Source organism: Streptomyces cyaneofuscatus (assembly GCF_042718795.1).
Classification (GTDB): domain Bacteria; phylum Actinomycetota; class Actinomycetes; order Streptomycetales; family Streptomycetaceae; genus Streptomyces; species Streptomyces cyaneofuscatus_A.
The window spans coordinates 59,620-80,154 of the sequence record NZ_JBHXOX010000013.1; the positions used below are offsets into that span (position 1 = coordinate 59,620).

The 20,535-nt window shown below is 72.6% G+C and carries 19 protein-coding genes; 8 read left to right on the top strand and 11 right to left on the bottom strand.

Features of this window, described 5'->3' with window-relative positions:
* Positions 1–7 precede the first annotated feature (7 nt).
* The 3 genes from otsB to ACFWRT_RS16705 all read right to left on the bottom strand — a co-directional run bounded on the left by otsB (position 8) and on the right by ACFWRT_RS16705 (position 2,660).
* The gene (otsB, locus tag ACFWRT_RS16695; protein ID WP_380954418.1) at positions 8–865 is read right to left on the bottom strand and encodes a trehalose-phosphatase; all 858 of its coding nucleotides are present in this window, start codon (positions 863–865) and stop codon (positions 8–10) included.
* Positions 866–1,078: 213 nt separating this feature from the next.
* Complete coding sequence (locus ACFWRT_RS16700) at positions 1,079–1,342, bottom strand: DUF3263 domain-containing protein (protein ID WP_380951280.1); 264 nt, start codon at positions 1,340–1,342, stop codon at positions 1,079–1,081.
* Between the two features lie 40 nt (positions 1,343–1,382).
* Positions 1,383–2,660, bottom strand: a complete 1,278-nt coding sequence (locus ACFWRT_RS16705) for an ABC transporter substrate-binding protein (protein ID WP_380951279.1) — start codon at positions 2,658–2,660, stop codon at positions 1,383–1,385.
* Positions 2,661–3,094: 434 nt separating this feature from the next.
* Between ACFWRT_RS16705 and ACFWRT_RS16710 the strand changes: the two genes are divergently transcribed.
* From ACFWRT_RS16710 to ACFWRT_RS16720, 3 genes are all read left to right on the top strand, one after another.
* Positions 3,095–3,988, top strand: a complete 894-nt coding sequence (locus ACFWRT_RS16710; protein WP_380951298.1) for an ROK family protein — start codon at positions 3,095–3,097, stop codon at positions 3,986–3,988.
* Positions 3,988–5,145: an N-acetylglucosamine-6-phosphate deacetylase gene (nagA, locus tag ACFWRT_RS16715; protein WP_380951278.1), complete on the top strand. Its 1,158-nt coding sequence runs from the start codon at positions 3,988–3,990 to the stop codon at positions 5,143–5,145. Before ACFWRT_RS16710 ends, nagA begins: the two co-directional genes overlap by 1 nt.
* Positions 5,146–5,310: 165 nt before the next feature.
* Positions 5,311–6,237, top strand: coding sequence for a 1-phosphofructokinase family hexose kinase (locus ACFWRT_RS16720; RefSeq protein WP_380951297.1), 927 nt, complete (start codon positions 5,311–5,313; stop codon positions 6,235–6,237).
* Positions 6,238–6,307: 70 nt separating this feature from the next.
* Here ACFWRT_RS16720 and ACFWRT_RS16725 read toward each other — a convergent pair whose 3' ends face one another.
* Together ACFWRT_RS16725 and cdgB are read right to left on the bottom strand one after the other, a co-directional pair.
* Positions 6,308–7,318: a carbohydrate-binding protein gene (locus ACFWRT_RS16725; RefSeq protein ID WP_380951277.1), complete on the bottom strand. Its 1,011-nt coding sequence runs from the start codon at positions 7,316–7,318 to the stop codon at positions 6,308–6,310.
* 143 nt (positions 7,319–7,461) lie between these two features.
* Positions 7,462–9,117, bottom strand: a complete 1,656-nt coding sequence (gene cdgB, locus ACFWRT_RS16730; RefSeq protein WP_326704417.1) for a diguanylate cyclase CdgB — start codon at positions 9,115–9,117, stop codon at positions 7,462–7,464.
* A gap of 475 nt (positions 9,118–9,592) precedes the next feature.
* On the opposite strand from cdgB, the gene ACFWRT_RS16735 reads away from it, so the two are divergent.
* Positions 9,593–10,099, top strand: a complete 507-nt coding sequence (locus ACFWRT_RS16735) for a flavin reductase family protein (RefSeq protein WP_380951296.1) — start codon at positions 9,593–9,595, stop codon at positions 10,097–10,099.
* 60 nt (positions 10,100–10,159) lie between these two features.
* Here ACFWRT_RS16735 and arfB read toward each other — a convergent pair whose 3' ends face one another.
* The gene (gene arfB, locus ACFWRT_RS16740; RefSeq protein ID WP_380951276.1) at positions 10,160–10,585 is read right to left on the bottom strand and encodes an alternative ribosome rescue aminoacyl-tRNA hydrolase ArfB; all 426 of its coding nucleotides are present in this window, start codon (positions 10,583–10,585) and stop codon (positions 10,160–10,162) included.
* 202 nt (positions 10,586–10,787) lie between these two features.
* On the opposite strand from arfB, the gene ACFWRT_RS16745 reads away from it, so the two are divergent.
* Positions 10,788–11,363, top strand: a complete 576-nt coding sequence (locus ACFWRT_RS16745; RefSeq protein ID WP_254812023.1) for a TerD family protein — start codon at positions 10,788–10,790, stop codon at positions 11,361–11,363.
* Positions 11,364–11,702: 339 nt separating this feature from the next.
* Positions 11,703–13,304: a M4 family metallopeptidase gene (locus tag ACFWRT_RS16750; protein WP_380951275.1), complete on the top strand. Its 1,602-nt coding sequence runs from the start codon at positions 11,703–11,705 to the stop codon at positions 13,302–13,304.
* 28 nt (positions 13,305–13,332) lie between these two features.
* Here ACFWRT_RS16750 and ACFWRT_RS16755 read toward each other — a convergent pair whose 3' ends face one another.
* The 4 genes from ACFWRT_RS16755 to ACFWRT_RS16770 form a co-directional block, all read right to left on the bottom strand.
* Positions 13,333–14,733, bottom strand: a complete 1,401-nt coding sequence (locus tag ACFWRT_RS16755) for a M1 family metallopeptidase (RefSeq protein ID WP_380951274.1) — start codon at positions 14,731–14,733, stop codon at positions 13,333–13,335.
* Positions 14,734–14,816: 83 nt separating this feature from the next.
* Positions 14,817–15,977: a beta-propeller fold lactonase family protein gene (locus tag ACFWRT_RS16760; RefSeq protein WP_380951295.1), complete on the bottom strand. Its 1,161-nt coding sequence runs from the start codon at positions 15,975–15,977 to the stop codon at positions 14,817–14,819.
* Positions 15,978–16,111: 134 nt separating this feature from the next.
* A complete protein-coding gene (locus tag ACFWRT_RS16765) occupies positions 16,112–16,708 on the bottom strand; it encodes an ankyrin repeat domain-containing protein (protein WP_380951273.1) in 597 nt (198 codons plus the stop codon).
* A 44-nt stretch (positions 16,709–16,752) separates the two neighbouring features.
* On the bottom strand, positions 16,753–17,310 hold the full coding sequence (locus tag ACFWRT_RS16770; protein ID WP_380951272.1) for a GlcG/HbpS family heme-binding protein: 558 nt from the start codon (positions 17,308–17,310) through the stop codon (positions 16,753–16,755).
* 228 nt (positions 17,311–17,538) lie between these two features.
* On the opposite strand from ACFWRT_RS16770, the gene ACFWRT_RS16775 reads away from it, so the two are divergent.
* Both ACFWRT_RS16775 and ACFWRT_RS16780 read left to right on the top strand, forming a co-directional pair.
* Positions 17,539–18,849: a sensor histidine kinase gene (locus ACFWRT_RS16775; RefSeq protein WP_380951294.1), complete on the top strand. Its 1,311-nt coding sequence runs from the start codon at positions 17,539–17,541 to the stop codon at positions 18,847–18,849.
* Entirely contained in the window at positions 18,846–19,502 is a 657-nt protein-coding gene (locus ACFWRT_RS16780; RefSeq protein WP_380951271.1) for a response regulator, read from the top strand. The genes ACFWRT_RS16775 and ACFWRT_RS16780 overlap by 4 nt, the downstream gene beginning before the upstream one ends.
* A gap of 14 nt (positions 19,503–19,516) precedes the next feature.
* Here the strand turns inward: ACFWRT_RS16780 and ACFWRT_RS16785 are convergent, their stop codons facing one another.
* Positions 19,517–20,512, bottom strand: coding sequence for an aldo/keto reductase (locus tag ACFWRT_RS16785; RefSeq protein ID WP_380951270.1), 996 nt, complete (start codon positions 20,510–20,512; stop codon positions 19,517–19,519).
* Positions 20,513–20,535 lie beyond the last annotated feature (23 nt).

A 20,535-nucleotide genomic window follows, 5' to 3' on the forward strand; every position in this document is an offset into this window, starting at 1 on the left:
CGACTTCCTACAGGCGGGCCGCCAGGGCCGCCAGGAAGTCCACGACGGCGGCCGGGCCCGGGACCGACAGGTCGGCGCGCTCGGCCAGTTCGGGCACCTCGGCGCTGCCGCTGCACACCAGCAGCCCCGGGATGCCGTCCGGGCCGGCGCCGCGCAGCTTCTCCACCGTGGCGAAGGCGGCGAGGTCCCCGAGGTCGTCGCCCGCGTACAGGACGGACTCCGCGTCGACCTCGGCGACGTACGAGGCCAGGGCGACGCCCTTGTCCATGCCCGGCGGGCGCAACTCCAGGACCTGGCGGCCCGGTTCGAGGATCAGCCCGTGGCGGGCGGCCAGCTCGCCGAGGGGGCCGCGCAGGGTCTCGAAGGCCGCCTGCGGGTCGGCGGCGCGGCGGGTGTGGACGGCGACGGCCTGCCCCTTCTCCTCGGTCCAGGTGCCGTGCCAGGAGTCGAACTCGTGCAGTACGCCGGGGAGTTCGGCCCGCACCGCGGCGACTCCGGGGTGCGGGGCCGGGGCGTTCACGGTGCCGGTGGTGGCGTCCCAGCGCTCGGCGCCGTAGTGGCCGAGGACCACGAGGTGGTCGAGGCCGGGGACACCGGCGAAGCCGCCGTAGCGGACGGCGACGCCTGCGGGGCGGCCGGTGATCACGGCGACCGAGGCGACCTTGGGCGCGAGTGCGGCGAGCGCCTCCACGGCGCCGGGGTGGGCGCGGGCGTGCTCGGGGTCGGGGACGATGTCGGCGAGCGTGCCGTCGAAGTCGAGGGCGATGACCGCGCGGTCGGGCCGGGCGAGGATGGCGTCCAGGCCCTCGCGGCCGGCCGGGGTGGTCGGGGTCGGGATCGGCGGCTGTACGGAGTGGCTGCCCATGGGGTTGAGCCTAGCGGGGTGCGGCCGGTGACGGGGCCCGGGCCCGACCGGGGCTCCGCCCCGCACCCCGCTCCTCATTCGCCGGAGGGGCTGGAATGGTGGGCCTCGCGCCCCGTCAGGGACGGGCGGCCGCAGTTGGAAGCCGAGGTCAGCGAAATCAAGCCCCTCCGGCGATTGAGGAGCGGGGGTCCGGGGGCAGCGCCCCCGGAAGGCTCAGCGGCGCTCCCGCCGCGCCGCTCGCAGCCGGCGCAGGCGGTTCACCGTGACCGGGTCCTCCCGCAGCGCCCGCTCGTCCTCGATGAGCGCGTTCAGGAGCTGGTAGTAACGGACCGGGGAGATGCCGAGCTCCTCCCGGATCGCCCGCTCCTTCGCCCCGGGCCCCGCCCAGGACCTCCGCTCCAGCGCGAGCAGCGCCCGGTCACGGTCGGACAGCTCCTGGGGGGCAGGCGCGGGCTCGGCGTCGTCGGAAGCGGTCATACGACCAACCTAACCGCGCCCGCTCCCCCCACGCCCCCTGCTACTCCGCGCTCTCCGCCTTCGCCGCCTCCGCCGCTATCGACCCGAGCACCCGCTCCGGGCTTCCGCCGGGCGCGACCGCCTCGCCGATGTTCGTCTTGATCGACTCGCTCACCGTCGCCCAGGAGGTCTTGCCGAAGGGGGGCAGCTGGGAGTTGGGCAGCGCCGCCAGGAACGCGCGGAGCTTCGCGTGCTTGGTGTCGGTCTCCATCTCGGCGGACGCGCTGCCGGTCACCGGGAGCAGGTCGTACTCGTCGGCGAAGGCGAGCACGTTCTCGTCGGAGTAGGCGTAGTCGAAGAACTCACCGATCGCCTTGCGGTTGCCGTTCTGCTTGAAGCCCATCATCCAGTCGGCGACGCCCATCGAGCCCTTGGTCGGCCCCTCGGCGCCGGGCAGCGGCACCATGCCGACCTTGACGCCCTTGGCCTCGGCCTCCTCCATCAGCGTGGGGTGGCCGTTGAGCATGCCGACCTCGCCCTTGGTGAACGCCTCGAAGGCCTTCGCGCGGTCCAGCTTGCCGGGCGCGACGGGGCCGGTGAGGCCCTTGCCGACGAGGTTGTCCCGGAGCCAGCTGAACGTGGCGATGTTCTGGGCCGAGTCGATGTCGTACAGGCCGACGTCGTCGACGTAACCGCCGCTGTTGCTGAGCAGCCACATCAGGGTCTCCGCCTGGGACTCCTCCTGGCCGAGCGGCAGGGCGAAGGGGTACTTCACGCCCTTGGCCTTGAGCGCGGTGGCGTCCTTCTGGATGTCGTCCCAGGTCTGGGGGGCGTCCAGGCCCGCCTGGCCGAAGAGCTTCTCGTTGTAGAAGAGCAGGCGGGTGCTGGCGACGAACGGGAGCCCGTACAGCGTGCCGTCGACCTTGCCCGCGTCGGTGAGGGTGGGCAGGAAGTTCGCCTGGGTACGGATGGAGAGCATCTGGTCGGCGCTGTAGAGCTTGCCGTCCTTGGCGTAGTCCGCGTAGGCGCCGATCTGCGCGATGTCGGGGGCCTTGCCCGCCTTCACCATCTCGGCGACCTTGCGGTCGACGTCCTTCCAGGAGTAGACGTTGACCTCGACCTTGATGTTGGGGTGCTTCTTCTCGAAGCCCGCCGCGACACCGCTCCAGTACTTCTCGGAGCTGTTGGCCGCACTGTTGCCGTAGTCGGCGGCGACCAGCGTGAGGGTGACGTCGCCCGAGCCGCTGTCACCCCCGCAGGCCGACAACGTTGCCGTCATACCCAGCGCGGCCACCACCGCGGTCAGAACCGTAAAGCGCCGCTGCACAGCCTCGCCCATCCTCGTTGATCCATCTGGTCTCGGGCGGTGGCGCAACGGCACCGTACGGACCTCTCCTCGGTCGGCCACGGCGCCGCCACCCGTCCTGCCACCGTCCGGATGAACTGCGATTTTCCCCCACGGCGGAGGGGAGGTCTACACCACCGGCGTATCGCTTCGGCAACGTATGCGGACCCTGGGGGCCACAACTGGCTTACGTGGTCTGGCAGTCGGGGCGCCGAACCCGTATCTTGGTCCAGACCATTGGATGAGCAGACCCCTGTTCCGCGTGCCCAATTCGTGGCTTTCCGGCAGGAAACGGTCCGCCTCCACTCATTCATCATTTTGTATGGGTGCGCAACAAACCGCGCTAGTGGACTAGACCTTTTAGGGGTCGGCGGGCGAAACTGTCTCTCGTGAGACATGTCATCGCCCTCGATGTGGGCGGCACCGGAATGAAGGCCGCGCTGGTCGGAACCGACGGCACGCTGCTCCATGAGGCGCGGCGGGCCACCGGCCGCAAGCGCGGGGCCGACGCGGTCGTCGAGACGATCCTCGCGTTCGCCGCGGATCTGCGCGCCCACGGCGAGGAGCACTTCGGCGAGAGCGCAGTCGCCGCGGGGGTCGCCGTGCCCGGCATCGTCGACGCCGAGAAGGGGATCGCGGTCTACTCCGCCAACCTGGGCTGGCGCGACGTACCGATGCGCGCCCTGCTCGGCCAGCGCCTCGGCGGGATCCCGGTCGCCCTCGGGCACGACGTCCGCACCGGGGGGCTCGCCGAGGGCCGGATCGGGGCGGGCCGGGGCGCGGACCGCTTCCTGTTCATGCCGCTGGGCACCGGGATCGCCGGGGCCATCGGCATCGGCCGGACCATCGAGGCGGGCGCGCACGGGTACGCGGGCGAGATCGGCCACATCGTGGTCCGCCCGGACGGCCCGGACTGCGGCTGCGGCCAGCGCGGCTGTCTGGAGACCCTGGCCTCCGCCTCCGCGGTGAGCCGGGCCTGGGCCGCCGCCTCCGGCGACCCGGAGGCGGACGCCGCGGACTGCGCCAAGGCCGTCGAGTCGGGCGACCCGGCGGCGATCGCGGTCTGGCGGGACGCGGTCGACGCGCTCGCCGCCGGACTCGTCACCGCGCTCACCCTGCTGGACCCCAGCACGCTCATCATCGGTGGCGGTCTCGCCGAGGCCGGGGAAACCTTGTTCACACCACTGCGTGCGGCCGTCGAGGAACGCGTCACGTTCCAGAAGCTGCCCCACATCGTCCCGGCGGCCCTCGGGGACACCGCCGGATGCCTGGGCGCGGGGCTGCTCGCCTGGGATCTACTCTCCACGGAGGTTTCCGCCTGATGGCCGGACGCGCAGCAGACAGCACGGTCCTCGCGGGCGCCCGGGTGGTCCTTCCCACCGGGACCGTGGAGGACGGCCGGGTGACCGTCGAGTCCACCCGGATCTCGGACTCCGCCCCCGAGGGCGCCCGGGTCATCGACCTCACCGGCCACTGGGTGGTCCCCGGCTTCGTGGACATGCACAACCACGGCGGCGGCGGGGCCTCCTTCACCTCCGGCACCGTGGACGAGGTCCTGCACGGCATCCGTACGCACCGCGAGCACGGCACCACCACCCTGGTCGCCTCCGCCGTCACCGACGGAATGGACTTCCTCGCCCGGCGCGCCGGCATCCTCTCCGAGCTGGTCGAGCAGGGCGACCTGGCCGGGATCCACTTCGAGGGCCCCTTCATCTCGCCGTGCCGCAAGGGCGCCCACAGCGAGCAACTGCTGCGCTACCCGGACCCGGCAGAGGTCCGCAAGCTGGTCGACGCCGGGCGCGGTGCCGCCCGGATGGTGACCCTGGCCACCGAGCTGCCCGGCGGACTCGACTCCGTACGGCTGCTCGCCGACCTCGGCGTGATCGCCGCGATCGGCCACACCGACGCCACGTACGCGCAGACCGTCGAGGCGATCGACGCGGGCGCCACCGTCGCGACGCACCTGTTCAACGCGATGCCGCCGATCGCCCACCGCGAGCCGGGCCCGATCACCGCGCTCCTGGAGGACGACCGGATCACCGTCGAGCTGATCAACGACGGTACGCATCTGCACCCGGCGGTCCTGGAGCTGGCCTACCGCCACAAGGGCGCCGGCCGGGTCGCGCTGATCACCGACGCGATGGACGCGGCCGGCTTCGGCGACGGGCTGTACGACCTGGGCCCGCTCGCCGTCGAGGTCCGCGACGGCGTCGCCCGGCTGGTGGAGGGCGGCTCCATCGCGGGCTCGACCCTCACCCTGGACACCGCGTTCCGCCGGGCCGTCACCATCGACAGGATCGCCGTCGAGGACGTCGTACGGTCCATCTCCGCCAACCCCGCCCGCCTCCTCGGCGTCGACGACCGGGTCGGCTCGCTGGAGCCGGGCAAGGACGCGGACCTGGTGGTGCTCGACGAGGACTTCGTGCTGGCGGGCGTCATGCGCAAGGGCGAGTGGATCATCGAGCCGAAGACGGCCTGAGGGCCTCCCCCGGTGAGCACGGGGTGAGCACGTAACGAAGAGATGGCGGTCGGGCCCGAGCACTGGGCCCGGCCGCCCTCCCTTTGACATGATCACCAGGCCCGCAAGCACCCGCACGGGCGGACGCACCGAAGGACCGACGGATCGAGGGAGGTGCCGGACCAGGTGATCCTGACCGTCACTCTGAACAGCGCGCTCGACGTGACGTACACCGTCGACGCGCTCGTCCCGCACGCCAGCCACCGCGTCGGCGAGGTCACCGAACGCCCCGGCGGCAAGGGACTGAACGTCGCCCGGGTGCTGGGCGCGCTGGGCCACGACACCGTGGTCACCGGCTTCGCCGGCGGCCCGACCGGAGACGTCCTGCGCGGCCTCCTCGCCCCGCTCCCGCCCCGCGACGCCCTGGTCCCCGTCGCCGGGAACACCCGCCGCACCCTCGCGATCACCGACCGCTCGACCGGCGACACCACCCAGCTCAACGAGCCGGGACCGCAGGTGAGCGCCGCCGAATGGGCCGCCTTCCTGCGGTCGTACGAGGAGCTCGTCGCCGCCGCCGACGCGGTCGCGCTCTGCGGCTCGCTGCCGCCCGGCGTCCACGTCGGCGCCTACGCGGAGCTGGTCAGGATCGCCCGCGCCGCCGCCGTACCCGTGCTCCTGGACACCAGCGGCGAACCCCTGCGCCGGGGCATCGCCGCCCGCCCCGACCTGGTCAAGCCGAACGCGGAGGAGCTGGCCCAGCTCACCGGCTTCCGCGAACCGCTGCGCGCCGCCCGCGACGCCCGCCGGCGCGGGGCCCACACGGTGATCGCCTCCCTGGGCCCCGAGGGCGTCCTCGCCGACACCCCGGAGGGCACCTGGCGCGCCGCCCCGCCCGCCGCCGTCCGCGGCAACCCGACGGGTGCGGGCGACTCCGCGGTGGCCGGCCTGCTCTCCGCCCTGGCCGAGGGGCTCGACTGGCCGGCCCGGCTGGCCCGGGCGGTGGCCCTGTCGACGGCGACGGTCCTGGCCCCGGCAGCGGGCGAGTTCGACGCGGCGGCTTACGCGGAGCTGCTGCCGCGGATCACGGTGGAGCCGCACACCGCCACTCCCTGACCGTCCCCGCACACCGACGCCCTGACCACCTCGGAGGCGGTCAGGGCGTCGGCGGACACAGGCAGCGGGACTAGCTCTTGATGTGACCCGACTTCAGCTCGAGCTGGTCGAGGTTGGCGTCGCACTGGTCGCCCGTCTCGCAGGACAGCCTGAGGGTGTTGGAGCCCTTGTCGAGCTGGACGTACGCGTAGGTGTTCGTCCAGCCCTTCTCCAGGTCGCCCTCGGGAGCCTTGGCGAAGTTCGTCATGTTGATGCCCCGGGGCTCCTGCGCGTTGACCGTCAGGGTCGTCTTCGCGTCCTTGCCGGGCACGCCGTAGGTCACGTACAGGGTGTACGGGCCGGCCTCCGGCACATCGACCGTCCAGGTGGCCGACCGGCCGACCTCGTTCAGGTTGATGTAGTTGCCGTTGGCGCCCTTGGCGCCCTTGACCGTGCTGTCCAGGGAGGCCGAGCCGCCCAGCGTCAGCGTCGCCGCGTCCTGCTTCGGGAGTTCGACCGGCTTCGGCTTCTCCTCGGGCTTCTTCTCCGGCTTGCCGGACTCCTCGACCTTGTCGGCGGGGCCCTGCGTGGACACGGCCTCGTTCTTCTTCTCCTTGTCGCCGTCGCTGCCCGAGAGCAGCGCGGCGCCGATGCCGATGAGGACGACCGCGACCACGGCGACCGCCGCGATCAGCAGCGCCTTGGTGTTCGGGCCGCCCCGGCCGCCGGAACCGCCGCCGGAACCGCCGCCGCCGGGTACCGAGCCGTGCTGCGCGGTGGTCGCGCCGCCCGGGTAGGTCTCGGGGGCCGCGTACTGCGGGTTCGGCGCGTTGTACTGCTGCGCGGGCTGGCCGTAGGCCTGCTGGGGCGGGTAGCCGTACCCCTGCTGCGGCGGCACCTGGTGCTGCCCGTACTGGCGCTCACCGACCGTCCGCACCTGGTTGTACGACGTCCGGGGCACGCCCGGCTGCGCGGCCGGACCCGGGTAGCCGTAGCCGCCCTGACCGGGTGGCTGGGCGCCTGCCGCTTGTCCGTCCGCGTACAGGTAGCCGAACGGATCGTCGTCCTCGGGCTTGCTCGCGCCGTTGTTTCCGGCCGTCATCCCTGGGTCACTCCTCACCATCTCGCCAGCCGTCGCCGACCGGCCGAGCCTACCTCGAACGGAGCACAGGCCGAATTGCGATCACCGGCCGGGCGGGCTCGCGGGAACGGGTACGGGGTAGGGGGACCAAGCGTCTGTGAACGTCAGCCGGCCCGGCGGTGAACCTTCGACCGCGACCGCTTCTCGACGTACATCCGCTGGTCGGCGGAGCGCAGGACCTCCTCCACGCTCATCCCGCACTCGGCCCAGCCGATGCCGAAGCTCGCCCCGACCCGGACCGCGCGCCCATCGACCCTTATGGGCGGAATGATGGCATTTCGCAGACGTACGGCCAGGTCAGCGGCGTCCGCCGCCCCGAGGCCGTCCGCGAGAACGACGAATTCGTCACCTCCGAGCCGCGCGACCGTGTCGCCGTCCCGGACGCAGGTGGACAGTCGCCGCGCGACCTCTATGAGCACCGCGTCACCCGTGTGGTGGCCGAAGCGGTCGTTGATGGACTTGAAGCCGTCGAGGTCGCAGAAAAGGACCGCGAGCCCCTTCGTGCCGTCGTCGTGCTCCGCGTCGGGGGCCAGCGTGTGCACATGGTGGTCCCAGGGCCCGCCGCCGGGCGCGGCCTCCCCCTCGTACCCGTCGGCCTGGTAGCCGTGGGTGAGGGACGACTCGACGTCCCCGTACGCCGCGTCCAGCGCCTCGATCGCGGTGGCGGCCGGGGAGTTCGGCCGCTCGCAGATCCGGGCGCTGAGGCGGGACTTCAGCTCGGCACTGTTGGGCAGCCCGGTCAGGGCGTCGTGCGAGGCCCGGTGGGCGAGGTTCAGCTCATGGCGCTTGCGCTCCTCTATGTCCTCGACGTGGGTGAGGAGGAAGCGCGGCCCGTCGGCGGTGTCGGCGACCACCGAGTTGCGCAGGGAGACCCAGAGGTACGTCCCGTCCCGCCGCGCGAGCCGCAGCTCGGCCCGGCCGCCCTCGGCCGAGGTCCGCAGCAGGGTGCCGATGTCCTCGGGGTGGACCAGGTCGGCGAAGGAGTACCGGCGCAGCACGGAGGCGGGGCGGCCGAGCAGCCGGCACAGGGCGTCGTTGGTGCGGAGCAGTCGGCCGTGCTGGTCGCCGCCCATCTCGGCGATGGCCATGCCGCTGGGCGCGTACTCGAAGGCCTGGCGGAAGGACTCCTCGCTGGCCCGCAGCGCCTGCTGCTCGCGCTCCAGCCGGACCAGCGCGCGCTGCATGTTGGCGCGCAGGCGGGCGTTGCTGATCGCGATGGCGGCCTGGGAGGCGTACATCTGGAGCGCCTCGCGCCCCCACGCGCCGGGGCGGCGCCCGTTGCGCGGCCGGTCGACGGATATGACCCCGAGGAGGTCCCGTCCGCCCCCGGAGGCGTACATCGGGGCGTAGAGACGGTCCAGCGGGTGCCACTCGTCCTCGAAGCGCGGCTCGGGGCCCTCGGTGTGCCACTGCGGTACGTCGTCGTCGAGCAGGACCCAGCCCTCGGTGTGCGGGATGAACCGCAACTGGTCCCAGGCCTCGCCCATGGTCAGCCGGCGGTCCCAGGAGGCGCGCGAGCCGACGCGGCCGGTGATCAGCGCCTCGGCGGCGGCGTTGCCCGCGAAGGCGGCGATGACGAGGTCACCGTCGGGCCGGACCAGGTTGACGCAGCCCAGCTCGTAGCCGAGACCGGTGACGATGCCGTCCGCCACGGTCTGCAGCGTGTCCGCCAGACTCCGCGCCGTGTTGAGATCAGCGACGGCCTGGTGCAGCTGCCGCATGGTCGCAAGGCGGACGTAGGGTTCCGACTCGGCCTCCATCGCTCGCACTCCCCGAGACCTCGACAGCAACTCCAGGTTTCATATCGACGTACTTGTTGCAGTGTCACGGCCACTGAATCACAGTGAGCTGTGCACCCGGTACACAGGGTCAGCAGAAAATGGACTCTGTGACTCAAGTCACAACAGATGGTGCCGTGGTGGAGGGTGACTCTTCGGGCGTTCCGTCGTTTTCCCGGCGCACATCCGGCCGTGCGCCACCGTGCGTATTCGGCCACGCTTCGATGTTCGGACGCCCCCGGAGTTCCCGGGGTTCCCATAGTTCCCGGAGCCCCCGTAGTTCCCGTAGTTCCCGAAGTTCCCGGGGGAGGCCCCGCGATCCCGTCGGGCTGAGGTCCTAGGACCCGGCTGGTCCCCTGGCCCGATGCCGCGGCCGGCCGCGCGCGGTTAGCGTTCCGGTGTGCTGCAGACGACTCCCGCCACCCCGAGCCCCGAGCCCATCCCCCATGCTGAGGGGGTGAGCAACGACGAGTTCCGCGCAGCACTCGCGCGCCTGGCCGCCGGAGTGGTGCTGGTCACCGCCCAGGAGCCGCCGCTCGACGAGGAGGGCCGCGGCGAGGACGTCGGGATGACGGCCACCGCCTTCATGTCCGTCTCCCTGGACCCGCCCCTGGTGATGGTGAGCCTGCGCAACGGCTCCCGGATGGACGACCTGCTCGACGAGCAGCCCCTGTGGGCCGTCTCCGTCCTGGCGGCGGGCCAGCGGCAGATCGCGGGGCGCTTCGCCATGAAGGGCCGGATCAGCGACCGGCTGCTCTTCCAGGACCTGCCGTACGTACGGGGTGAGGTGACGCGTGCACCGCTGATCGGCGGGGCGCTGGCGACGCTGGAGTGCCGTACGGAGCAGCGCGTGGTGGCCGGTGACCACACCCTGGTGATCGGGCGGGTGCTGACGGCCCAGGCGCCGAACACGGACGGGGAGCCGCTGACGTACTTCAAGGGGCGCTACCGGCAACTGGGCTGACGGGGCGCGGCGTGAACCGCATGATCACCAGTCCCGTAACGGCTACCAGTCCCGGAGCGGCTACCAGTCCCGGCCCGAGCGGCCGCGCTTGGTGTCGCCGCGCTGCTTCTTCTCGCGCAGCCTGCGCTCGTTGATCCCGCGTGGGATCTTGCGCTTGATCCGCGGTTTGGGCGGCGGTGCCGTGGCCTCGGCCAGGAGTGCGGCGAGCCGGACGGCGGCCGTCTCGCGGTTGCGCCACTGGGAGCGGTGCTCGGAGGCCCGTACGGAGATCACCCCGCCCACCAGTCTGGCCGCCAGCCGCTCCAGCGCCCGCGCCTTCCACACCTCGGGGAGCGCGTCGGTCGCCGCGAGGTCGAAGCGCAGCTCCACCTGGGAGTCGCTGGTGTTGACGTGCTGGCCGCCGGGCCCGGAGGAGCGCGAGAAACGCCACATGAGCTCGGCCTCCGGGAGGGAGACCGAGCCGCGGATGACATAGGGCCCGGACATGACACCCATGTTCCCCGCCCCCCACCCGGTACGTCACCTTCTTTTGCGCCCGAGTTCCGCGCCCGGCACCTCTTCGGAGGGAAGTTCGGCAAAGAAAGTAAAGAGAACAGGAACCTCATGGTCTGCTGACTGCGTTATGACGGGTGACGGTAGCTTTCGTGATGGCATGAAGGCCCGCACACGACGAGGAAAGGGACTTCCCATGGCTGTAAGCCTGTCCAAGGGCGGCAACGTCTCGCTCACCAAGGAGGCCCCGGGCCTGACCGCCGTCACGGTCGGCCTCGGCTGGGACGTCCGCACCACCACCGGCACCGACTTCGACCTCGACGCCTCGGCGATCGCGGTCAACGCGGCGGGCAAGGTCGTCTCCGACGGCCACTTCGTCTTCTTCAACAACAAGTCGACGCCGGACCAGACCATCGTGCACACCGGTGACAACGTCACGGGTGAGGGCGAGGGCGACGACGAGCAGATCAACGTCAACCTGGCGGGTCTCCCCGCCGACGTGGACAAGATCGTCTTCCCGGTCTCCATCTACGACGCCGAGAGCCGCAGCCAGAACTTCGGCCAGGTCCGCAACGCGTTCATCCGCATCCTCAACCAGGCCGGCGGCGCCGAGATCGCCCGCTACGACCTGAGCGAGGACGCCGCCACCGAGACCGCCATGGTCTTCGGCGAGCTCTACCGCAACGGTGCCGAGTGGAAGTTCCGCGCGGTCGGCCAGGGCTACGCCTCCGGCCTCAGCGGCATCGCCCGCGACTTCGGTGTCAACCTCTGACCCGAGCCGCACCCCATCTCCACCGGGAGCCCCCGGCCGCGCGTATACGCGGCCGGGGGCTCCCGTGCGTGCGTGTGCGGCGGCGGGGGCCCCGTGCGTGTGCGTGATGTGTAGGCGTGATGCGTGTGCGTGATGTGCCGTCAACTCAGGCGTACGACTCCGTGTAGAGCGCAGTGAAATCACGCCACTCCACCGAATACCGGACACCCGAGGGCTTCAGTCGGACAAGGACTGGTCAAAAACTTGTGAGGTAATTGTCGGCACACCGTCAACTTCGCTCATTCGGTGGCACGCTCTCCGCTCGTAGTCCCCCCACAGGACGACCGACGGAGAACACACATGAACCTCCACACCACCCCCCACAACTCCCGCACCACCCGGCGGCTCGCAGCACTCGCGGCCGTCGCCGCGATGGTGGTCGCCGGAGTCCAGGCCGGATCGGCGGTCGCCACCCCCGGTGACAGCGACACGCCCTCCGCAGCGCCCTCCACGGCCGCCGCGCTCGGCGTGAACCCCTCGGCCCAGCGCGCCACGGCCATCACGTCCGCGCAGGCCGAGACCGCTGCGGCGGCGAAGGCCCTCAAGCTCGGCGCCGGCGAGAAGCTGATCGTCCGTGACGTCATCACCGACGCCCACGGCACCGTCCACACCCGCTACGAGCGCACCTACGACGGCCTGCCCGTCCTCGGCGGCGACCTCGTCACCCACACCGCCGCCACCGGCACGCTCAAGGGCGTCGACAAGGCGACGGACGCGAAGATAGCCGTGGCCTCGACCACGCCGAAGCTGAAGGCCGCGGCGAGCGCCCGCAAGGTGATCTACGCGGGCCACGGCGGCACGCCCGTACTCGCCTGGGAGACCGTCAAGAAGGGCGTCCAGAAGGACGGCACGCCCAGCCGCGTCCACACCATCACCGACGCCACGACCGGCAAGAAGCTGCACAGCTACGAGGCGATCGAGACCGGCACCGGCCACAGCCAGTACAGCGGTGACGTCGAGCTCACCACCACCAAGACCGACGCCGGCTTCGAGCTCACCGACGCCGAGCGGGGCGGCCACAAGACGTACGACCTGAACCAGGGCTCCTCCGGCACCGGCGCACTCGTCACGGACGACGACGACACCTGGGGCGACGGCACGGGCGGCGACCGGCAGACCGCCGCCGTCGACGCCCACTACGGCGCCGCGAAGACCTGGGACTTCTACAAGAGCGCGCTCGGCCGGGACGGCATCGCGGGCGACGGCAAGGCCGCCTACTCCCGCGTCCACTACGGCAACGCGTACGTCAACGCCTTCTGGGACGACAGCTGCTTCTGCATGACGTACGGCGACGGCGAGGGCAACAAGAACGCGCTGACCGCCATCGACGTCGCGGGCCACGAGATGACCCACGGCCTCACCTCCGCCACCGCGAACCTGGAGTACGCGGGCGAGTCCGGCGGCCTCAACGAGGCGACCAGCGACATCCTCGGCACCTCGGTGGAGTTCTTCGCCGACAACGCCTCCGACGCCGGGGACTACCTCATCGGCGAGAAGATCGACATCAACGGCGACGGCACCCCGCTGCGCTACATGGACCAGCCGTCCAAGGACGGCAGCTCCGCCGATTTCTGGGACGAGAACCTCGGCGACCTGGACGTCCACCACTCCTCCGGCGTCGCCAACCACTTCTTCTACCTGCTGGCCGAGGGCAGCGGGAAGAAGACGGTCAACGGCGTCGCGTACGACTCCCCGACCTCCGACGGCTCCACGCTGACGGGTATCGGCCGGGAGAAGGCGTACCAGATCTGGTACAAGGCGCTCTCCGTCTACATGACCTCCACCACCGACTACGCGGGCGCGCGCGTCGCGACCGAGAAGGCGGCGACCGACCTGTTCGGCGCGGACAGCGAGGAGCTGAAGGCGGTCTCGGCCACCTGGACCGGGGTCGACGTCAAGTAACCCCGGCGGTACGGAACACGGAAGCCGGTCAGCCCTCCACGGGCGGCCGGCTTCCGCCGTACAGCCAGGCGTCCCACAGCGCGGTGAGGTCCCGGCCCGTCTGCTCCTCCACGTACGCGGTGAAGTCGTCGGTCGAGGCGTTCCCGTGCCGGTGGGCCTTCGTCCACCCCTTGACCAGGGCGAAGAACGCCGCGTCGTCGTCCATCGCCAGCCGGATCCGGTGGACGACCATCGCGCCCCGCGCGTACACCGGCGAGCCGAACAGATCGGCGGCGCCCGGTGGATCGGCCGGCGGAAACGCCCAGTTGGCGTCGTCCTCGTACGCCTCGTCGAAACTCTCCTGGACCGGCACGTCGTCGTGGTCGGCGGCCCAGAGCCACTCCGCGTACGTGGCGAACCCCTCGTTGAGCCACAGGTCCCGCCAGGTCGCGGGGGTGACGGAGTTCCCGAACCACTGGTGGGCCAGCTCGTGGACGAGGAGCCCGGTGTCGGGCGGGCCGGGGAAGACGGGCCGGTTCTGGGTCTCCAGCGCGTACGCGGAGTCGTCCTCCCGCTCCACGATCGCCCCGGCGGAAGTGAAGGGGTACGGGCCGAACTTCTGCGCCGACCACTCCAGTACGGCCGGGATCTCGTCCAGCACGTCCTTGCTCGCGGCCGCCGACTCCGGGTCCACGGCGGTGAACAGCCGGATGCCGTCGGGCGTGACCGACTCCCGCGTGGCGAACCGGCCGACGGCGACGGTCGCCAGATAGCTCGCCATCGGTTCGCGGGTGCGCCAGCGGTAGGCGGTACGGCCGTCCGTCGTCCGCCGGGACACCAGCTCCCCGTTGGAGACGGCCGTGAGCCTTTCCGGAACGGTGACCTCGATGTCGTACGCGGCCTTGTCGCTCGGGTGGTGGTTGCCGGGGAACCAGGCCATCGAACCGGACGGCTCCCCGAGGGCGACCGCGCCGTCCGCCGTCCGCAGCCAGCCCTCCTTCCCGCCCTCCGCGTCGGTGAGGGCCTGCGGAGAGCCGGAGTAGCGCACGACGGCGGTGAACGTGCGCCCCTTGCGCAGCCGGTTCTCCACCGTGGCGCCCGGACGGATCGTCAGCTCCTTGCCCGCCCGGTTCACGGACGCCCGGCGCCCCTCCACGGTGGCGCCCTCGACGTCGAGCCCGGCCAGGTCGAGGTGGAAGGCGCTCAGGTCCTGGGTGGCGCGCGCGGTGATCGTGGCCGTGCCGCGCAGCCGGTTCGCGGCCGGGTCGACGTCGAGCTCCAGGCCGTAGTGGGTGACGTCGTAGCCGCCGTTGCCGAGCCCCGGGAAGTACGGGTCGCGCACCCCGACCGCGCCCGGGGTGCCCTCGACCCCGCCGGTGCAGCCCGCGCCGAGGAGGGCGAGGGCGAGGAGGAGGACGGGGGTGGCGGGGGCCGGGAGGCGGTGGTTCACCGGTCGATCCTAGGCGTCGGATGCGGTGCATCGGCGGACGGGAAGGAGCCGCCCGCCCCGGGGGACGGGCGGACGGCTCTGCCTCAGAGGATGGCGATACCGAGGGGTCGGTTGCCTGCTTCCAGCCGGATCGGCTTGTTCTTCTCGTCGTTCAGGTCGACGACGGTGATCCCGTTCCAGTACCCGTCACGCGTGAACCCCCCGGTGACGTACGCCGTACGGCCGTCAGCCGACACCGCCACGTTCTCGTGCGGCCCGTCCAGCTCCACGGTCCGCTCCTTGCCGTCGGGGGCGCGGACGGTGAGCGAGGGGCCCTCGTCGTCCGCGCCGATCGGGCCGGTGCCGACGACGAGGAGGGTGCCGTCGGGGGCGAGGGCCGCGCCGTGCTGGTGGGTGTCGGCGGTCATGCGCTCGGCGGCCACCTCGCCGGTCCGCGGGTCGAGGACCGCGAGCCGCTCGCCCTCGAACGGCAGCAGCAGCCTGCCGTCCTCAGGTCGTACGACGGCGTAGTGCGGCTTCAGCCAGGAGCCGAGACCGCCTTCCGTGCCGTACGGGGCGACTTCCATGCGCCGGGTCCGCAGGGTGTCCGCGTCGACCGCCGTCACGTCGAAGGAGTCGTGGTTGGTGGCGTACACCTCGCGGCCGTCCGGGGAGACGTCCACGTCGAAGGGGCGGCGTCCGACGTCGGCGACCCCGGTGACCTGGCGGGTCGCGGTGTCGATGACCTCCACGGTGCCGTTGCCGTCCGGCACGTTGACCCCGACGTAGACGTGCCGGCCGTCGGGGGCCAGGGCGATGCCCATGCCGCCACCCCGGTACTCGCCGGTCGTGACGGGCCCGGTCTCCGTCTCGTACGGGACGGTCCCGAGCCGGGTCCGCCGCTGCGTGTCCACGACGGCGACGCCCTCGGCGGTGGCGACCCAGGCGCGCCCGTCCTCGCCGACGACGAGGCCGTAGGGGGCGGTGCCGACCTTGACGGAGGCGATGGGGCGGCCGGTCTTTCCGGAACCTGACGTGCCGGGGTCGACGAAGGTGACGGTGTCGCTGCCGAAGTCGGCTACGAGGAGGGTGCCTTGGGGGGTTCCCTGGGGGGTGCGGCCGGAGGGGGTGGAGGAGGGCGGGGCGGCAGGTGCGGTCGTTGCGGGTGCGGTGGTTCCGGGTGCGGTGGTTCCCGTTGCGTCCGGGGTGGCCTCCGTCGTGCCGGACGCGCACCCGGCGAGCGCGGCGGCGGCGGTGAGCGCCAGCGTGAACCGGCGCGCGCGGGAGACGCGAGGCGTACGGGGCGCACGGGGAGTACCAGTCGCGCCAGACGCACTCGGGGCACTCGGCGCACTCGGCGTCCAGGAAGGAGTGACGGTCCACGCCCCGCGCACGCCGGTCACGCGGCGGCCCGCAGCAGCGCGGCGATCTCCGCGAAACCGCGCCGCTCGGCGTGGGCCAGGGCCGTGACCCCGTCCCCGTCCGGCAGCCCGGGAGACGCCCCGGCCGCGAGCAGCAGCTCCACGACCTCCTGGTGCGCCCGCCCGCCGTCGCCGAGGATCACCGCCTCCAGCAGGGCGGTCCAGCCGAGCCGGTTGACGTGGTCGACGTCGATCTCGGTGCTGCGCAGCACCTCCCGTACGTACGCGACATGGCCACGCTCACTCGCCGGGATCAGCGAGACACCGCCGAACCGGTTGCGCAGGGTCAGATCGGGCCCGGCCGGCAGCAGCACGTGCAGCATCGCGACGCTGCCGGTGACCCCGGTGACCAGCCACGGGCTGTCCTCGCGCCGGTCCTGCGCGTCCGGATCGGCCCCGGCGGCCACGAGGAGCCGGGCCGCCTCCACATGGTCGCCGAGGGCGGCGAGGAGCAGCGGGGTGCGCAGCTCCTCGTCGCGGGCGTCGACCCGGGCGCCGCCCTCGATCGCGGTGCGCACACCGTCGGTGTCGCCGGTGCGTGCGGCGGTGAGCAGGTCGTGATCGAGGGCGTTCATGGGCCTCTCCGTTCCGTGGTCGCGTGGGTGGGCGGGGCGGGTGACTACCGGGCGAGGGCGGCGACGCCCGCCTGGGCGAACTTCTCGTCCAGGTCGCCGCTCGGCGCGCCCGCCACGCCGATGCCCGCGACCGGGGCGCCCTTGGCCTGGACCGGGGCGCCGCCGCCGAGGAACAGGGTGCCAGGGATGTCCTTCAGGTTCGGGGCCTGCTCCAGGCGCTTGGCCAGCTCGGAGGTGGGCGCGTTCCAGGAGACGGCGGTGAACGCCTTCTTGACCGCCGACTCCGGCGACTGCGGCCCCGCGCCGTCGCCGCGGAGGGTCACGATGGTGTTGCCGTTGCGGTCGACGACGGCGACCGAGACGCGCTGGTTCTCCTTCTTCGCGGCGTCCAGTGTGGCCTGCGCGGCCTTGGTGGCGGCGGCCACGGTGAGGTGGGTGCTCTGCTGGAGGTTGCGGTTGCTCGTGTCGGCCTTGACCGCGGCGGCGGGGGCGGCGGCCGGGGCGGAGGCGCTCGCGGAGACGGCGCCGAAGGTCCCGGCACCGAGGGCGGCGACGGCGACGGTACCGGTGAGGACGCGGGCACGCAGCGACAGCTTCTTCATGGTGGCTCCTTGGGGTGGTGTGCGGGGCGGCCCGACGGCTTCCCGGGCGTTTCGCTCTCTGCCATCGATCCTCCCGTCGGACCCGGCCCCGTACGGTCGACGTACCGGCTGCACCGGGCGCGCGGGACGGCTGACGCCCCTGTCGGCCGATCGGTTGATGCGGGGGTGGTCGGACCGGGTCACCATGGAGGGATCCGCGCAGGTCAACGAGGGAACGTGAGGTACAGGGTGGAGCGCCGGACCGGTGCAGGGGAAGCGGAGGCGGAGGCGGACGGTGCGGCCACCGGCTCCGCCCCCGGCCCCGGCCCCGCCCCCGACCCCGATGCCCGCTGGCTCGCGCTCCTCATGCACGCCGCGTTCTTCCTGCTGCTCGGCGCCTCGCTGACCCGGTTCCTGATGCGGCACCCCGGTGAGGCCCGTACGCCGTGGATCATCGCGCTGTCGATCACGCTGGCGGTGCTGTACCTGCTCGGCCCCGTCCTCGGCTCGCGCCCCACCCCGCGCCGGCTCACCTGGCTCGGGGTGCTCGTCGCCGTCTGGATGGTGCTGGTCGTGCTCGCGCCGAGTTTCGCGTGGTGCGCGGTGCCGCTGTTCTACACCGGGCTGCGCATCCTGCCCCCGCGCGCGGCGCTCGCGCTCGTCGCCCTGCTGACCGCGTTCGTGGTGGCCGCGCAGCTCCGCCTGGCCACCGGGTTCGACCCGAACCTGGTGCTCGCCCCGCCCGCCGTGGCGGCCGTCGCCACCGCCGTATTCGTGCACATGCAGCGGCAGGCCGTACGCCAACGGGAACTGGCGGCCCGCCAGCGCGAGCTGATCGACGACCTGCTGCGCACCCGGCGCGAACTGGCCGCCACCGAGCGACGCGAGGGGACCCTCGCCGAGCGCCAGCGGCTCTCCATGGAGATCCACGACACCCTCGCGCAGGGCCTGTCCAGCCAGCAGATGCTGCTCCAGGCCGCTGACCGCACCTGGGCCGCCGACCCGGACGCGGCCCGCCGCCACGTCCGTACGGCCACCGGCATCGCGGAACGCAACCTCGCCGAGGCCCGCCGCTTCGTCCACGACCTGGCCCCGGCCGACCTGGCGGAGGGCGGCGGCCTGGAGGCGGCCCTGCACGCACTGGCGGCCCGCGAAACGGCCCAGGCGCAGGGGGCGCTCACCGTTCGCTGCCATGTGGAGGGCACGCCGCACGCCCCGCTGCCGGACCGGGTGCAGTCCGCGCTGCTGCGGATCGCGCAGGGGGCCCTCGCCAACGTACGGGAGCACGCGGGGGCCACCGCCGCCGGGCTGACCCTGACCCATCTGGACGACCGGGTGGTCCTGGACATCGGCGACAACGGCCGCGGCTTCACGCCGGAGCCCGGCGCCCCGCGCGCGACGGGCGCCGTACGCGGCCACGGGCTCCCGGCGATCCGGGCCCGCGTGCACCAGCTCGGCGGCACGCTGACGATCGAGTCGGCGCCGGGCGAGGGCACGGTGCTCTCGGCCGAGATCCCGCTCGCGCCCACCGCCCTCACCACCCCGGAGGCCCCCGCATGACCGACGAGGCAACCCCGTCCGCCCCCGCGCCTGCCCCCGTACGCATCCTTCTCTGCGACGACCACGTGGTGGTCCGCGCCGGACTGCTCGCCCTCCTCGGCAGCGAACCGGACATCGAGGTCGTCGGCGAGGCGGGCAGCGGCGAGGAGGCCGTGGCGCTCGCCGCCCGCCTCACCCCGGACGTCGTCCTCATGGACCTCCAGCTCGGCGAGGGCATCGACGGCGTCGAGGCGACCCGCCGCATCGCCGCCGGCGGCACGGTCCACGTCCTGGTGCTGACCACGTACGACACCGACGCCGACATCACGCGCGCCATCGAGGCCGGTGCCACCGGCTACCTGCTGAAGGCGGAGCGCCCCGAGGAGCTCTTCGCCGCCATCCGCTCCGCCGCCCAGGGCCGCACCACCCTCTCGGCCCCCGTCGCCACCCGGGTCATGGCCCGCATGCGCAGCCCCCGCCCCACCCTCACCGACCGGGAACGCGACATCCTGGCCCAGCTCTCCCAGGGCCTCGGCAACCGCGACATCGCCCGCGCCCTGTTCATCAGCGAGGCCACGGTCAAGACCCACCTGGGCCGGATCTACGACAAGCTCGGCGTCGACACCCGCGCGGGCGCGGTCTCGGTCGCGAAGGAGCAGCGGCTGCTGCCGTGAGACACCCCCTTGGGTCAGCGCCCGAGGATCGCGTCGATCTCCGCGAGCTGCCCTGCGGTGAGCGGCCCCTTCGCGATCGCTCCGGCGTTCTCCTCGGCCTGGGCGACCGTACGGAACCCGGGGATGGGGATCGTGCGCGGGCTGCGGGCCCAGAGCCAGCCGAGGGCGCCCTGCGTGAGCGTGCGGCCGTCGCTCGTCAGGACGTCCCGCAGGGCCTCGACCCGCCGCAGCCACTCCGGGTCGGGCCCGGCACCGGCGGTGAAGCCCGGCAGCCAGGCGGGAGGCGTGCTGCGGATGTCCCCGGCCTCCAGCACGCGCCCGGCGCCGTGCTTGCCGGTCAGCAGGCCCATCGCCAACGGGCTGCGGTTGATGCTCGCCAGGTCCGAGGCCTCGCAGAGGGCGAGGAGTTCGGGGGCGTCCTGGAGAACGTTCAGCCGGTGCTGGACGGCCGCGCAGTGCGGGCCGTCCGCGAAGACGGCGGCGCGATCGGGGTCGTCGGTGCTCCAGGCGTACGCACGGACGAGCCCTTCCCGTACGAACTCCTCGCACAGGTCACGGAGGTGGGCGGCCTGCTCGGGGTCGGCCTCGGAGATATGCAGCTGGTAGAGGTCGATGTGGTCGGTGTCCAGCCGGTGCAGGGACGCGGTGAGGGCCCGGCGGGCGTACGCGAGGGAGTCGTCCGGTCCCAGGGCGGTGCAGCTGCTCTCGTCAAAGGTGTTGCCCCACTTCGTGGCCACGACGACGTCCGCGCGGCGCTTGCCGAGGGCCCGGCCCAGCAGCCGCTCGCTGTGGCCGGCGCCGTACGCGTCGGCGGTGTCGAAGAAGGTGACCCCGAGGTCGACGGCCCGCCGCACGGCCCGCACCGACTCGTCGTCGTCCACCGCGCCCCAGCCCAGCGGCTCACCGTCGACGGTCCGCCACTCCCCGCCGACGGCCCAGCAGCCGAATCCGAGGGCGCTCACGGTGATCCCGCTGCGGCCCAGTGTCCTGTGGTGTGTGTTGGTCTCCATGCCGACGCACGCTAGAAGTTGAA

Bases quoted from the DNA above. Each gene is read 5' to 3' on its own strand.
- ACFWRT_RS16770 (WP_380951272.1), bottom strand. From the start codon at position 17,310: ATGAAGAAGCTGTCGCTGCGTGCCCGCGTCCTCACCGGTACCGTCGCC.
- ACFWRT_RS16710 (WP_380951298.1), top strand. From the start codon at position 3,095: ATGAAGGCCGCGCTGGTCGGAACCGACGGCACGCTGCTCCATGAGGCG.
- ACFWRT_RS16725 (WP_380951277.1), bottom strand. From the start codon at position 7,318: ATGACGGCCGGAAACAACGGCGCGAGCAAGCCCGAGGACGACGATCCG.
- cdgB (WP_326704417.1), bottom strand. From the start codon at position 9,117: ATGGAGGCCGAGTCGGAACCCTACGTCCGCCTTGCGACCATGCGGCAG.
- arfB (WP_380951276.1), bottom strand. From the start codon at position 10,585: ATGTCCGGGCCCTATGTCATCCGCGGCTCGGTCTCCCTCCCGGAGGCC.
- ACFWRT_RS16750 (WP_380951275.1), top strand. From the start codon at position 11,703: ATGAACCTCCACACCACCCCCCACAACTCCCGCACCACCCGGCGGCTC.
- ACFWRT_RS16745 (WP_254812023.1), top strand. From the start codon at position 10,788: ATGGCTGTAAGCCTGTCCAAGGGCGGCAACGTCTCGCTCACCAAGGAG.
- nagA (WP_380951278.1), top strand. From the start codon at position 3,988: ATGGCCGGACGCGCAGCAGACAGCACGGTCCTCGCGGGCGCCCGGGTG.
- ACFWRT_RS16765 (WP_380951273.1), bottom strand. From the start codon at position 16,708: ATGAACGCCCTCGATCACGACCTGCTCACCGCCGCACGCACCGGCGAC.
- ACFWRT_RS16780 (WP_380951271.1), top strand. From the start codon at position 18,846: ATGACCGACGAGGCAACCCCGTCCGCCCCCGCGCCTGCCCCCGTACGC.
- otsB (WP_380954418.1), bottom strand. From the start codon at position 865: ATGGGCAGCCACTCCGTACAGCCGCCGATCCCGACCCCGACCACCCCG.
- ACFWRT_RS16785 (WP_380951270.1), bottom strand. From the start codon at position 20,512: ATGGAGACCAACACACACCACAGGACACTGGGCCGCAGCGGGATCACC.
- ACFWRT_RS16705 (WP_380951279.1), bottom strand. From the start codon at position 2,660: ATGGGCGAGGCTGTGCAGCGGCGCTTTACGGTTCTGACCGCGGTGGTG.
- ACFWRT_RS16700 (WP_380951280.1), bottom strand. From the start codon at position 1,342: ATGACCGCTTCCGACGACGCCGAGCCCGCGCCTGCCCCCCAGGAGCTG.